The sequence below is a fragment of the Embleya sp. NPDC055664 genome, from assembly GCF_053618075.1.
Map to the genome: position 1 here is coordinate 1 of NZ_JBSHGZ010000033.1, position 12464 is coordinate 12464.

Consider the following 12464-nt stretch of genomic DNA (forward strand, 5'->3'; position numbering starts at 1 on the left):
CCCCGCTCGCGACGCCGCCCGCGCCGGTGGCGCCGACCGCCAGGCCGAGCCCGCCGGCCACCGCCGCTCCCGCCGCGGCGGCGCCGGCGGCCACGGCGGTACCGCTGAGGAAGATCGGCGCGGTGATGCCGATCAGCGCGAGCGCGATCGGCCCGTACCGGTCGCGGACGTCGGCCATCTCCGCGTAGGTGTCGTGACACCTGCTGCACTTCTTCAGGTGCGCGTCGATGGTCTCCCGGCGCCGCTCCGAGTCCATGCGGTTGCGCAGGTGCCGGCCGTAGTGCCGGGTGAACTTCTTGCACTTCTCGTCGTCGACACCGCCGGTGGCGAACGCCACGAAGTAGTTGTCCTTGAGTTCCTGGCGGGCCCGCTCCAGGATCTTGCGCACGTTGTCCGGGTTCTCGCCGACCAACGGGGCGACCTGGACGGCCTGTTCGCCCTCGATGTCGACGTGCCAGAGCACCGTTCGGGAGCGCTCGGGCAACTCCTTGAACGCCTGGTACGCCAGTCGCGTGTCGTCGGCCCTCACCAGGGGATCCTGGTTCTCGCACGCCGATTCGAAGAGGGCGAAGTCCTCGGTGAGCCATTCGCGCCGGTTGTTCCGGGTCCAGCTGATCGCCAGGTGGCGCACGGTGGTGAGCAGGTAGGCCCGGAACGCCTCCCGGGGCCCGCCGCCCGCCCGCAGCGCCTCCAGGGTGGCCGCGAACGCGTCGGCGCACAGGTCGTCGGCGGCCTCGGGGGTGCGGGTGCAGGTGCGGGCGAAGGCGCGTACCGAGCGCACGTGTCGCTGGTACAGCAGACCGTAGGCGTTGCCGTCGCCGGCGCGTACCCGCTCGGCCAACTCCAGGTCCGAGGGCCCCTCGGACACGGGTAGCGCCTCGTCGTCCCGCGGTGGGCGCCCGGCGCCGTCGCCGCCCGATTCGGGCGTGAAGGGGTCGGTCGTTGCGGCGTGGGCCGACCAGGGCTGGGCCGGTTCGGCTGCGGCCGGCTCGGCGGGCCAGAGGTCGCCGTCGTACACCCGAGGGTGATGCACGCCGCGCTGGCCGGGGACGAAGGGGGCGCCGGATCCGGTCGCCTCCGCGGCGCCGCCACCCATGTCGCCGCCGCTGGGGTCCGGGGTCGCCGAGTCGTCCTCGCGTGCCACCGTTTGCCCCCTTGTGCCCTTGCCGTGCCCGATCGTTCGCACAGCATCGTGACCATCCGGCCACGGTCTGTCCAGAAGCGGTGGGCCTCGGCAAGGCACCCGGAGTGCGCTCCGGCGCAGGTGGTGCGACACGGGCGCGGATGGTCGAGGTCCGCGCCCGTGTCGACGGTGGAACCGGGGTCGGGGTGACGCTGCGTCGTTCGGGTGACGAACGGAAGTGCGAAGAGGTGGTTCGTCACGGTGCTATCGACCCGTCGTGCCCGGCGCGGTGGTCAGGCGCACGCTCGACCGGGGGATCCGAGGCGCGCCGCCGGGCGCTCCGCCGGGGCCGTCCAGCGGGTCGACGGGGGCGCGGCACAACCGGTCGAGCCGGTCGGGCAGTTCCGGGTCGTCGCCGTCGAGCAGGGCCATCAGCCGGCCGGGCGGCACCGCGTAGGCGACGTCGCCCAGGGCCCGCTCCAGGTGGCGGGCGGTGAGCAGCAGGTGGCGCAGGTGCCCCCACAGCAGCGACTCGGGCACCTCCAGGCGCACCACGACGATGCGCACGTGTTCGCCGGCGGCGGTGCGCTCGACGAGGCGCTGCTGGAGGAGGGCGGCGGAGGGGAGTTCGGTGATCGGGTCGGTGCCGGCGGGCAGGGTGCCGGGCGGGTTGGCCCGGGCGCGGGTGCTCAGGTAGGCCTGGACGAGCGGGCCGGGGGCGCTGTGCGCGAGGGCGCACAGGAACAGCGCGTCCAGTTCGGCCAGGGCCACGTCCAGCGGGATCTCGGCGGCGGCCCGGTCCCGGGCCAGGGCCAGGCAGGCGGCGTGGACCCGGCCGCCGCGGACGAAGGCGTCCAGGCACTGCTCGACGGCGTCGCTGTGCCAGGCGACGCGGGGGGGCCAACCGGCCCGCAGGGTCACCCGCTGCCACTCGCCTCGGAGCCAGTCGCGGTCGGGTTGGGCGGTGATCGGGGTGTCACACTCGGTACGCATGGCGGTCGAGAGCAGGCTTTGCGGCGAACGTGACAAAGTTCGCCGAAGTTTTCTTGAATGTGACCCGGGTCACATTCGCGCCCGTGCGCCCGGCGCGTTCCGGAGCGACCCTTTCGAGTGGCCGGCCGCCGTCCTTAGGTGGAGATTCCGGGCATCACCGGCGGGCGGCGAGCACGTCGAGCAGTCGGTGCACCGGCCCGGTGAGGCCCCACTGCCGGCGCAGCGCGTCCAGCGCCTGCGGATCGGCCGGTTCGGTGGGCAGCGGCCGATCCCACTCGGCCGCCGGCGGCAGCGGGACGTCGCGCACCACGCGCACCACACCGGGCGCCACGTCGAGGTAGTCGCTCGCCTCGACGATCCGCGCCCGCCGGGCCGGGGTGAGCCTGGCCCGCGGATCGGCCGCCGCCCGGCGCACCCCCGCCAGGTCGCCGTATTCGACGATCAACTGGGCGGCGGTCTTGTCCCCGATGCCCTTGACCCCCGGCAGCCCGTCGCTGGCGTCGCCGCGCAACGTGGCGAAGTCGGCGTAGGCCGCCGCGGGTACGCCGTAGCGGGCCAGCACCGCCGCCTCGTCGATCACCTCGTGCGCGGCCACACCCTTGACCGTGTAAAGCACCCGGATCGCGCGCGCGTCGTCGACGAGCTGGAACAGGTCACGGTCGCCGGTGACGATGTCCACCGCCGACGGCGCCCGGGTGGCCAGCGTGGCGATCACGTCGTCGGCCTCGAAGCCCGCGACCCCCACGCGCGGGATGCCCAGCGCGTCCAACGTCTGTTCGATCACCGGCACCTGCGGACCGAGCGTGTCCGGGATCTCCTCCTCGTCGGGACCGATCTCCTCGGCGACCCGGTGCGCCTTGTAGGAGGGGATTGCGTCGACCCGGAACTGCGGCCGCCAGTCGGCGTCCATGCACGCGACCAGCCGGGTCGGCTCGCGGTCCTCGACCAGGCGGGTGATGAAGTCGAGCAGGCCGCGCACGGCGTTGACGGGCGTGCCGTCGGGGGCCTTGACGGATTCCGGGACGCCGAAGTAGGCGCGGAAGTACAGGGACGCGGTGTCGAGGAGCATCAGACGTTCGGTCACGAGCCCGATCATGCCGCACCGCACCGACGCGGGACCCGACCTTCGTGCGGTCGTGCGGGTCGCGCCGGCCCGCCCGCCGGCGCCGGCGTCAGTCGGCGAACTCGTCCAGCACTTCCTGGAGGGTGTCGCGCACCCCGAGGACGTCGATCAGGCCGGTCATCCGCAACGTCGCCCGCACGTTGCGGTCGGGCGCGGCCAGCCGCAGTTCGCCGGAGAACGCGTGCATCGACTTGAACGCGTCTATCAGCACACCCAGGCCGACCGAGTCGCAAAAGTTCAGCCCGGTGGCGTCCACCACCACCCGGCGACACCCGCCGTCGATCAACTCGATCAGGGTGCGGTGCAACAACGGGGCGTTGTGCAGGTCCAGTTCGCCGGCCAGGTGGACGACCGCACAACCGCGCCAGATCGTCACCCCGGTGACGGGATGTTCCTGCCCGAGGGTGCCCAAGCGCGCGATCATGGCTGCGACCTTTCACCGGCCGGACGTACCGCCGCGCCGATACGGCGCCGGCAATGGGCATTGTGGGCCATCCGGAGTGGTGCCCGACAGCCCCTCAACGGGTCGTTTTTTGCGCGGTGGGCAGAACGGGTGGGTCTTGTCCGGGTAACGGCAGGTCGGTTCGGTGCCGGCGGCCGACCCGAAGGGCCGCGTCGGGTCCCGGTTTCGGCTTCGCGGCCTACAGGAACGTGTGGCCCTCGCCCCGATACGTGGGCACCGTACGCACGACCCGGTCGCCCTCGACCAGATGCAGCGCGTCGAAACGTTCGCACAACTCGCCCGCCTTCGCGTGCCGGAACCACACCGAGTCGCCGATCCGCAGATCGTCGGCCGGCGCGCCGCGCAGCGGGGTCTGCACCTCGCCCGCGGCCTCCTGCGCGTGGTACGTCAGGCCCGCGGGCAGGTACGGCTGCGGCAGCCGGTCGGGCGCCGGCACACCGGACGCGGGGTAGCCGCCGCCGAGCACGCTCACGCAGCCGTGGCCGGGCCGGCGCACCACCGGCAGGGCGAACAGCGCGGCGGGCCGGCCCCGGAAGGCGCTGTAGTGGTCGAACAGACGCGGCTGGAACAGCCCGGAGCCGGCCGCGACCTCGGTGATCGAGGTCTCCGCCACGGTGCGCTCCACGCTGCCGGTACCGCCGCCGTTGACGAACTCCAGCGGCGCGACCGCCCGCACCGCGCGCACGATGTCGGCTCGGCGCCGGCTCAGTTCGGCGCCCGAGCGCGCCTGCATCGCCCGTACCACCCGGCCGTACAGCGCGCGGCCCTCGGGCGCGTCGCCGACACCCGCGATGTGCGCCTCGTAGGCCATCAGGCCGACCAGTCGAAAGCCCGGCCGCCGCACGACCGCCTCGGCGACCGCAGCCACCTGCTCCGGGGTGCGCAGCGGCGAGCGGTGTGCGCCGATGTGCACCCGGCCGCCGAGCAGTTGCCAGGAGGTGTCGATGTCCAGGCACACCCGCACCTCGGCCCGGGGCCGCACGTCGGCGAGCGCGCGCTCGATCAGGTCCAGCTGCGCCGGGTCGTCGATCATGATCGTCACCCGCGCGGCGGCCTCGGCGTCGGCGGCCAGCCGGCGATACGCCGCGCGGTCCGCGGAGGGGTAGGCCACCAGGATGTCGGTGACGCCCTCGGCGGCCAGCCACAGGCCCTCGGGCAGGGTGAAGGCCATCACGCCGCGGTAGCCGTCCATGGCCAGCACCTCGCGCAGCAGCGGCAGGCAGCGCACCGACTTGCTGGCCACCCGCACCGGCGTGCCGGCCGCGCGGCGCACCAGGTCCGCGGCGTTGGCCCGGAAGGCATCCAGGTCGACGATCGCGAAGGGGGCGTCCAGGTGCGCGGTGGCCCGGTCGTAGCGGGACCGGTCGGCGCTCGCGGTCGGCGTCGGGGCGGGAGCGGACACGGGGGGCGCGGCGGAGACCATTGCCGCAGCCTGCCAGATCGACGTACCGATCGGTAGCACTCGCGGGTAGGACTTGCGGATGGGGCTCGTGGCCCGTGGTGGGCTCGTCGGGCGGCCCTGGCCCGCCTGCGCCGAGTCGCGCCGACGGGGCGTTGACGGTGCGTTAGCTTGATCGTATGAGTCACCCCGAGCGGGTGCGGGCGCTCGACCTGATCGACCGCGTCCTGGACCCGGGCAGCTTCCGGGCCTGGAACGACCCGCTGCCGACGCTCGCCGCCCCGGACCCGGACTACGCGGCCGAGCTGGCCGCGGCCCGCGAGCGCACCGGCCTGGACGAGGCGCTGGTCACCGGCGAGGGCCGGATCCACGCGCGCCGGGTCGCGGTGGTGGCCTGCGAGTTCGACTTCCTGGCCGGCTCGATCGGCGTCGCGGGGGCGGAACGGCTCACCCTCGCGGTCGAGCGCGCCACCGCCGAGCGCCTGCCGCTGGTCGCCTCGCCCACCTCGGGCGGCACCCGCATGCAGGAGGGCACCGTCGCCTTCCTGCAGATGGTCAAGATCTCCGCGGCGGTGGCCGCGCACCGCGCCGCGGGTCTGCCGTACCTGGTCTATCTGCGCCACCCCACCACGGGCGGCGTGTTCGCGTCCTGGGGCTCGCTCGGCCACGTCACCGCCGCCCAGCCCGGCGCGCTGATCGGCTTCCTCGGGCCGCGGGTGTACCAGGCCCTGCACGATCGCCCGTTCCCCGGCGGGGTCCAGGTCGCGGAGAACCTGTACGAGCACGGGCTGATCGACGCGGTGGTGCCGCCGGAGGAGCTGCGCCGGGTGGCGATCCGGGTCTTCGACGTGCTCGGCCCGGGTGCCGCGCCGCCGGGAGTGTCCGGGCCGTCCGGGCCGTCCGGGCCGTCCGGGTCGGCCGACCCGGACGCCGAGGTCGTCGCCGAACCGCTGCCGGACGTGCCGGCCTGGACGTCGGTGCGGCGCTCGCGTGATCCGCGCCGCCCGGGCCTGCGCACGCTGCTGCGACACGGCGCGCGCTCGGTCACCCCGCTGCGCGGGACGGGGGAGGGGGAGAGCGAACCGGCGCTGCGCCTGGTGCTGGCCCGGTTCGGGGTCGGGGCCGGTCCCGGGGCGCCGTGCGTGGTGCTGGGCCAGGACCGCACCCGGCAGAGCGAACACGGCCCGTTCGGCCCGGCGGGGCTGCGCCAGGCCCGACGCGGAATGCGGCTCGCGGCCGAGTTGGGGCTGCCGCTGGTGACCGTGGTGGACACTGCCGGGGCGGCGCTGTCCCCGGAGGCGGAGGAGGGCGGGCTGGCCGGGGAGATCGCCCGATGCCTGGCCGAACTGGTGCTGTTGCCCGCGCCGACGGTGTGCCTGCTGCTGGGCCAGGGCTCCGGCGGCGGCGCCCTCGCGCTGCTGCCGGCCGACCGGGTCGTCTGCGCCCAACACGGCTGGCTGTCGCCGCTGCCCCCGGAGGGCGCGTCGGCGATCCTGTACCGCACCACGGATCGCGCCGCCGAGATCGCCGACCGCCAGGGCGTCCGAGCCGCCGACCTGCAGCGCAACGCCATCGTCGACCGCGTGGTCCCCGAACACCCGGACGCGGCCACCGAACCCGTGGCGTTCGTACACCGAGTCGCCGAAGCCCTCCGCGAGGAACTCGACACCCTACGAACCATGGACACCCCGACCCGATTGGCGAGGAGACGATCGCGCTACCGAAGCCTGGGCCTCTGACCACCCGAGCACAGAGCCAGGACACCCCCGCCCCCGGCCCCCACCTCTCGACGCGGCACACCGGAACGGCCTCCGGCCGCGACTCGGACGTGCACGGAAGGCGCAGCGGGGCGCCCCCTGTGGGGCGTGAGTGCCTCGCGACTCGGGCTGCCTCGTCTCCGGTGGGCGCGCCCCTGTGGGGCGTCAGCGCCTCGCGACTCGGGCTGCCTCGCCCAATCTGGTGGGCACACTCCTGTAGCGCGTGAGCACCCCGCGACGCGGCGTCCTACACCCGACGCGCACCCCCATCGGCGCGTCAGTGCCCACGCCTCGGGCTGCTCCCGGGATCGACGCGCGCAGCGCGGAGAGCGGCGGAGCCGCAGAACTTGGGCCGGGTGGCCCGGAGCGAAGCGGGGGAGAGAAAAAAGTGGTGCCTCGCGAGCCGGCGCGAAGCGCCCGATAAGAAGCAACGCCGCGGGATACGAGTTTGGTTGCTTGGGCGGCTGGTGCTGCGAGTGTGGTCGCTTGGGCGGCTCGTATTGCGAGCCCGGTCGCTTGGTTGGCTTGTGTCGCGGCCCTGGCGCGCCTTGGTCGCCCCGCAACTTTGGCCGGGCCCTGGCGGCCTCTGGGGCCCTGTCGGGGTGGTTGCGGAGTGGTTTCTCCTCCGCTTCGCTCCGTCGGGGGCGGAAGCGCGGGGGGCGTTGCCGCTGCGCGGCGCCTTGGGGGTTCCGGCTCCGCTGCGCTCCACCGGTGGCGGAGGGGTACGGCTCCGCTGCGCTCCACCGAGGCGCCTTCGCCCGTCCGCCTCGTGCCCCGGGCGGCCAGGATGCCTCGTGCCGTTTCGTTGGTGTGTCGACCCCGGTGCCTCGGTGGGCGCCGGCACACGATGGATGTCTGTGCGGCAGGGGCGGGGCAAGTGGGCGACTTTGGGTTCACTCGAATGGGTGAGCGTGGTGGGAGTCCCCGACGGCAAATCCCGCCGGACCTACGCTGAACGCGGTTCGGGATCCGGGCCGGTTTCAGCCCGACCCGTCCGAGCACGGGCCAGGACGGGCCGGCTCGGCCCGGCGCCTCGTCCGGCCTCCCGGGGCTGTGGCGGCTCGATCGCGCCGTCGCGGGTCGGGTGACGGGGCGGGCGAGCCGGACCTCGATAGGGAGGTCGCGGGTCGGCAAGTGGTCGCCGACCCGCGATGCTCCCGGGGGCCGGTCCGGGGTGGTGGCGGCGGTTGGTGGGTGGCCTACAGTCGACGGGTGGATTTCAGCGGCAAGAGCATTCCCGACACCGGATTCCCCGACGACGACGGCAGCGCCCACCCCGCGCTGGCACAGGCGCTGGCGGCGCCGGAGGTGGACGACGAGGCGGTCTCCCGGGCCCTGTGCGAGGCGCGACTGCTGGTTCCGGTGGTGGCGATCCTGACCGAGGAGGAGGACGTCGCGCCGGGAGAGTTGCGGCGGGAGAAGTCCAGCGACATGGCGGTGCCCACGATCCAGGGTCCGGACGGGCGGCGGGCGCTGCCGGCGTTCACGTCGGTCGCGGCGCTGGCGCGTTGGCGGGCGGACGCCCGGCCGATCCCGGTCGAGGCCGCGCGCGCCGCGCACGCCGCGTACGCGGAGGAGGCGGACACGCTGTTGCTCGACCTGGCCGGGCCGTATCCGTACGAGCTGTCGGGCAGTCGGCTGCGAGCGGTGGCGGAGGGGCGGGCGCATCTGGCTCCGCACCGGGATCCGGAGGTGCTGGGCGCGGTGCGGGAGGCGGTGCACTCCGAGAGCGCGGTGTCGGCGGTGTACCTGACCGAGGGCGGCGGCAACGATCTGACGCTGAGCCTGGTGGCGGCGGCGTCGCCGATCGAGGTGACGGAGGCCGCGCGGCGGATCGTGGGGCGGTTGGCCGAGGACGACGTGGTCCGGGCCCGGCTGGATCGTGGGCTCGACCTCGCGATGTTGCCGCCGGGCGCTTCGCTGGAGGCGGAGCCGCTCTTTTCGCGCTAGACGCGACCGGGGTTCGTCCTCAAGCGCCGGACGGGCCGAGTTGGGCTCGGGTCGCCTCCGGGGCCGGGCTGCGCCCCGCTTGTCCTCAAGCGCCGGACGGGCTGGATTGGGTTCGGGTCGCCTCCGGAGCCGGCCTCCGGCCCGGTTGTCCTCAAGCGCCGGACGGGCTGGATGGGTTGCTCGGTTTGGGATTTGGTGATGCTTTGCCGATCCTCAGTTGCCGGATGGGCTGGGGGCCGACTTGCCCCCGGGCCGGGCTGCGCCTCGCTTGTCCTCAAGCGCCGGACGGGCTGGATGGGGGGTGCTCGGCTTGGGGTTCGGTGGTGCTTTGCCGATCCGGAGTGGGTCCGTGCCGCGCTTGTTTTCGGGGGGCGGACGGGGGCCGGGCCGGGTTGTCCGGCCCGGCTTGGGGTTAGTGGACTGGGCCTGTGAGTTTTTCGCCTGGGCCCTTTCCGGGGACGTCCGGGTATGTGGAGGCCTCGCGGAAGGCCAGTTGGAGGGTTTTGAGGCCGTCGCGCAAGGGGCCCGCGTGGTAGGAGCCGACCTCCGGGGCCGCGGCGGTGACCAGGCCCGCCAGGGCGGTGATCAGTTTGCGGGCCTCGTCGAGGTCCTTGTGCGCCTCGCCGTCCTCGGCCAGGCCCAGTTTGACCGCCGCCGCGCTCATCAGGTGGACGGACAGCGTGGTGATGACCTCGACGGCCGGCACGTCCGCGATGTCGCGGGTCATGACGTCGACGTCGTCGGCCGGGCCGGGTGCAATATGGGGGGCGCTCTCGCTCATGGGGACCAGTCTCGGGTATGCCCCCGAATCGGGGAACAACGGGGCCCTTCGGCATGTTCGAGCCAGTGGTAGAGTGGTGTATCGACCGACCGGGCATCTGCATGCCCGGCCTGCAAGCGGAGGCTCCGTCTCCCACCCGATCGACCTCACGGACGACGGGTACCGGTCCGGTGCGACGCACTTCGTGTGCGTCCGTTCCACGTTTGCCGCCCTTTGGGCGGCTTCGTCAGCCGGTGGTGGAGCCTCGCATGCAACCGTGCGAGGCTTTTTCGCGTTGCCTGGATGGCTTCGCGGAGAACCTGGCTCGGGGGGAAGTAACACCGAGACACATGTGACCGCTTCGCCCGCGGTCGCTTCAGGTATGAGGAGGCCCCATCAGCGCCGAGCCCCGCATCAACGACCGGATTCGCGTCCCCGAGGTGCGACTCGTTGGTCCTGGCGGCGAGCAGGTCGGAATCGTCCCGCTGGCCAAGGCCATGGAACTTGCCCAGGAGTACGACCTCGACCTCGTAGAGGTCGCGGCCAACGCCCGGCCGCCGGTCTGCAAGCTCATGGACTACGGCAAGTTCAAGTACGAGTCGGCCATGAAGGCCCGTGAGGCGCGCAAGAACCAGGCGCACACGGTCATCAAGGAGATGAAGCTCCGGCCGAAGATCGACCCGCACGACTACGACACCAAGAAGGGTCACGTCGAGCGGTTCCTGAAGCAGGGCGACAAGGTCAAGATCACGATCATGTTCCGTGGTCGCGAGCAGTCCCGGCCCGAACTGGGCTACCGACTGCTGCAGCGTCTCGCGACGGACGTCCAGGAGCTCGGGTTCATCGAATCGAACCCGAAGCAGGACGGCCGCAACATGATCATGGTTCTCGGCCCGCACAAGAAGAAGACCGAGGCCATGGCCGAGGCTCGCGAGGCCCAGGCGGCGCGCAAGGACGCGCGTCGGGTGGCCGTCGAGTCCGGGGACGAGCGCCCCGACGAGTCGGAAGCCGGCAGGGCCGAGGCCGCCGCTCAGGCCGCCGAAGCCCCCGTCGAGTCCGACGCGGAGCCGAAGGCCGAAGAGCAGGTCTGACCCGGAACGGGTCGCCCCGCGCCGATTTGCACACACACCTGTGCCTGCCCGGTGGTACCGGGCGGGTACGGCACGACGAGGAGACTGCGGCGACATGCCGAAGAACAAGACCCACAGCGGTGCCAGCAAGCGCTTTCGTATCACCGGCTCCGGCAAGGTGCTGCGCCAGCGTGCGGGTCGCCGTCACCTTCTCGAACACAAGCCCTCGACCCTGACCCGGCGCCTCGCCGGTGTCGTCGAGGTGGCCCCGGCCGACGCCAAGAAGATCAAGAAGCTGCTCAAGAAGTAGTAGTAGGCAGCAGTCGTCGCACCGGCTGACGAGAACCCACCGGTCGGCGACAGGCGACGGTCCCAGACTTACCCGGGCCGCGGTCGACACACCGCGGTCTGACATCAAGGAGTTCATCAAGTGGCACGCGTCAAGCGGTCGGTCAACGCCCACAAGAAGCGCCGCGTCATCCTCGAGCGGGCGTCCGGCTACCGCGGCCAGCGGTCCCGTCTGTACAGGAAGGCCAAGGAGCAGGTCACCCACTCCATGGTCTACAACTACAACGACCGCAAGAAGCGGAAGGGGGACTTCCGTCAGCTGTGGATCCAGCGCATCAACGCCGCTGCCCGCCTGAACGGGATGACCTACAACCGCTTCGTGCAGGGCCTCAAGGCCGCCGGTGTGGAGATCGACCGCAAGATGCTCGCCGAGCTCGCGGTCAACGACGCCCCGGCGTTCGCCGCCCTCGTCGAGGTAGCGCAGAAGGCCCTCCCGGCCGACGTCAACGCGAAGAAGGAAGACGCCGCGGCCTGATCGTCGACCCACGTCGTCGATGTCGCAGCACTTCCCAGACCGTTGCAGGTCGAGAGCAGAGAACGGTAACGCGATGGCGAGCCCCGAGCTGACGTCCACCCGATCACCACGAGTGGCGGCGGCTCGGCGGCTCGCCAAACGCGCTTTCCGGGCCCGGGAGCGGTTGTTCCTGGCCGAGGGACCGCAGGCGGTGCGCGAGGCGGTGGCTCTGCCGGGCACGCTGCGCGAGATGTACATCACCCCCGAGGTGGCCGAGCGCTACCCCGATCTGGTCGCCGGCGCGCACGAGGCCCGGGTGCCGGTGTTCACCGCCACCGACGAGGTCGTCGCCGCGATCAGCCAGACCGTCACCCCCCAGGGTGTGGTGGCGCTGTGCCGGTTCGTGGACGTGCCCCTGGAACACGCGATGGACGCGCGGCCGCACCTGGTCGCGGTGTTGGCCAACGTGCGCGACCCCGGCAACGCGGGCACCGTACTGCGCGCGGCCGACGCCGCCGGCGCCGAGGCGGTCGTCCTCACCGACGCTTCCGTGGACCCGTACAACCCCAAGGCCGTGCGCGCCTCGGTGGGCAGCCTCTTTCATCTGCCTGTCGTCACCGGCGCCCGGATCGAGGACACCGTCGCCGCGCTGCGCGCCGCCGGGATGCGGATCCTGGCCGCGGACGGCGCGGGCGAGGCCGATCTGGACGGCGAACTGGACGCGGGCGGGCTCGCCGGACCCACCGCGTGGATATTCGGCAACGAGGCGTGGGGGCTTCCCGAGGAGACCCGCGCGCTGGCCGACGCCGTGGTGCGGGTGCCGATCCACGGACGGGCCGAGAGCCTGAACCTGGCGACCGCCGCGGCCGTGTGTCTGTATGCCTCCGCCCGCGCGCAACGCGGACACGGGGGCTGCCGCTCCGGCGCGCGAAACGCGCGATGACCCCGACGTACTCGGCTTGACCGGCGAGTGCCGGGGAACGAGTCGGTTGCGTCCGGCGCACCCGGACGGCACGCTGCGCCT

General features: G+C 72.9%; 12 protein-coding genes. 6 read left to right on the forward strand and 6 right to left on the reverse strand.

Annotated features, from left to right (window positions below):
- The 5 genes from ACWGR4_RS36675 to ACWGR4_RS36695 form a co-directional block, all read right to left on the reverse strand.
- The coding region (locus tag ACWGR4_RS36675) for an RNA polymerase sigma factor (protein ID WP_452134302.1) at positions 1–1144 on the reverse strand (1144 nt) is incomplete at its 3' end.
- Between the two features lie 243 nt (positions 1145–1387).
- Positions 1388–2116, reverse strand: coding sequence for a hypothetical protein (locus ACWGR4_RS36680; RefSeq protein ID WP_452133422.1), 729 nt, complete (start codon positions 2114–2116; stop codon positions 1388–1390).
- A gap of 154 nt (positions 2117–2270) precedes the next feature.
- Positions 2271–3212 (reverse strand): 5'-3' exonuclease, encoded by a 942-nt coding sequence (locus tag ACWGR4_RS36685; RefSeq protein WP_452133423.1) that lies wholly within the window; start codon positions 3210–3212, stop codon positions 2271–2273.
- A 76-nt stretch (positions 3213–3288) separates the two neighbouring features.
- Complete coding sequence (locus ACWGR4_RS36690) at positions 3289–3663, reverse strand: STAS domain-containing protein (RefSeq protein WP_020552020.1); 375 nt, start codon at positions 3661–3663, stop codon at positions 3289–3291.
- A 217-nt stretch (positions 3664–3880) separates the two neighbouring features.
- Positions 3881–5125, reverse strand: coding sequence for an amino acid deaminase/aldolase (locus tag ACWGR4_RS36695; protein WP_452133424.1), 1245 nt, complete (start codon positions 5123–5125; stop codon positions 3881–3883).
- Between the two features lie 155 nt (positions 5126–5280).
- Between ACWGR4_RS36695 and ACWGR4_RS36700 the strand changes: the two genes are divergently transcribed.
- Together ACWGR4_RS36700 and ACWGR4_RS36705 are read left to right on the forward strand one after the other, a co-directional pair.
- The gene (locus tag ACWGR4_RS36700; protein ID WP_452133425.1) at positions 5281–6840 is read left to right on the forward strand and encodes a carboxyl transferase domain-containing protein; all 1560 of its coding nucleotides are present in this window, start codon (positions 5281–5283) and stop codon (positions 6838–6840) included.
- 1230 nt (positions 6841–8070) lie between these two features.
- A complete protein-coding gene (locus ACWGR4_RS36705; protein ID WP_380001056.1) occupies positions 8071–8808 on the forward strand; it encodes an SseB family protein in 738 nt (245 codons plus the stop codon).
- Positions 8809–9220: 412 nt separating this feature from the next.
- On the opposite strand, the gene ACWGR4_RS36710 is transcribed toward ACWGR4_RS36705, so the two are convergent.
- A complete protein-coding gene (locus tag ACWGR4_RS36710; protein WP_380001054.1) occupies positions 9221–9589 on the reverse strand; it encodes a DUF1844 domain-containing protein in 369 nt (122 codons plus the stop codon).
- A 374-nt stretch (positions 9590–9963) separates the two neighbouring features.
- Between ACWGR4_RS36710 and infC the strand changes: the two genes are divergently transcribed.
- From infC to ACWGR4_RS36730, 4 genes are all read left to right on the forward strand, one after another.
- Positions 9964–10659, forward strand: a complete 696-nt coding sequence (gene infC / locus ACWGR4_RS36715; RefSeq protein ID WP_380001155.1) for a translation initiation factor IF-3 — start codon at positions 9964–9966, stop codon at positions 10657–10659.
- A gap of 94 nt (positions 10660–10753) precedes the next feature.
- Positions 10754–10948, forward strand: a complete 195-nt coding sequence (rpmI, locus tag ACWGR4_RS36720) for a 50S ribosomal protein L35 (protein WP_078978620.1) — start codon at positions 10754–10756, stop codon at positions 10946–10948.
- A 120-nt stretch (positions 10949–11068) separates the two neighbouring features.
- Complete coding sequence (gene rplT, locus ACWGR4_RS36725; RefSeq protein ID WP_020552013.1) at positions 11069–11461, forward strand: 50S ribosomal protein L20; 393 nt, start codon at positions 11069–11071, stop codon at positions 11459–11461.
- 73 nt (positions 11462–11534) lie between these two features.
- Positions 11535–12383, forward strand: coding sequence for a TrmH family RNA methyltransferase (locus ACWGR4_RS36730; RefSeq protein ID WP_380001051.1), 849 nt, complete (start codon positions 11535–11537; stop codon positions 12381–12383).
- The last annotated feature ends 81 nt before the right edge of the window (positions 12384–12464 follow it).

Excerpts from the sequence above, each read along its gene's own strand:
- ACWGR4_RS36690 (WP_020552020.1), bottom strand. The coding sequence starts at position 3,663 with ATGATCGCGCGCTTGGGCACCCTCGGGCAGGAACATCCCGTCACCGGG.
- rpmI (WP_078978620.1), top strand. The coding sequence starts at position 10,754 with ATGCCGAAGAACAAGACCCACAGCGGTGCCAGCAAGCGCTTTCGTATC.
- ACWGR4_RS36700 (WP_452133425.1), top strand. The coding sequence starts at position 5,281 with ATGAGTCACCCCGAGCGGGTGCGGGCGCTCGACCTGATCGACCGCGTC.
- ACWGR4_RS36680 (WP_452133422.1), bottom strand. The coding sequence starts at position 2,116 with ATGCGTACCGAGTGTGACACCCCGATCACCGCCCAACCCGACCGCGAC.
- ACWGR4_RS36695 (WP_452133424.1), bottom strand. The coding sequence starts at position 5,125 with ATGGTCTCCGCCGCGCCCCCCGTGTCCGCTCCCGCCCCGACGCCGACC.
- ACWGR4_RS36685 (WP_452133423.1), bottom strand. The coding sequence starts at position 3,212 with ATGATCGGGCTCGTGACCGAACGTCTGATGCTCCTCGACACCGCGTCC.
- ACWGR4_RS36730 (WP_380001051.1), top strand. The coding sequence starts at position 11,535 with ATGGCGAGCCCCGAGCTGACGTCCACCCGATCACCACGAGTGGCGGCG.
- ACWGR4_RS36710 (WP_380001054.1), bottom strand. The coding sequence starts at position 9,589 with ATGAGCGAGAGCGCCCCCCATATTGCACCCGGCCCGGCCGACGACGTC.